Source organism: Pseudomonas viridiflava, from assembly GCF_900602065.1.
Classification (GTDB): Bacteria; Pseudomonadota; Gammaproteobacteria; order Pseudomonadales; family Pseudomonadaceae; genus Aquipseudomonas.
This window is the reverse complement of the sequence record NZ_UWFN01000058.1, coordinates 1-293: the sequence shown is the minus strand read 5'-3', so window position 1 is coordinate 293 and position 293 is coordinate 1. Positions and strand designations below refer to the sequence as shown.

The window sequence follows — 293 nt, the reverse complement described above, 5'->3', positions numbered from 1 at the left end:
GTATTGAACTGTGAGCCATTCCGTTATGAGCATCCGGTCATGAGAACCCCAAGGGATTGCCCGGCAGTACTGATCGCTGCACCGGCCTCCGGTCAGGGCAAGACCACCGTCACCGCAGCACTGGCACGCCTGCACCGTAATCAGGGGCGCAAGGTACGGGTCTTCAAGTGTGGCCCGGACTTTCTCGACCCGATGATTCTCGAGCGGGCGAGCGGGGCGCCGGTGTTTCAACTGGACCTGTGGATGGTCGGCGCCGATGAAAGCCGTCGCCTGCTGTGGGAAGCCGCCGAAGA

Annotated in this window: 1 pseudogene; it reads left to right on the top strand. The window is 62.5% G+C overall.

What is annotated here, in order from left to right:
* Positions 1-39 precede the first annotated feature (39 nt).
* Positions 40-293 (top strand): annotated as a pseudogene (locus EE949_RS00980) (cobyrinate a,c-diamide synthase); the annotation flags it as partial.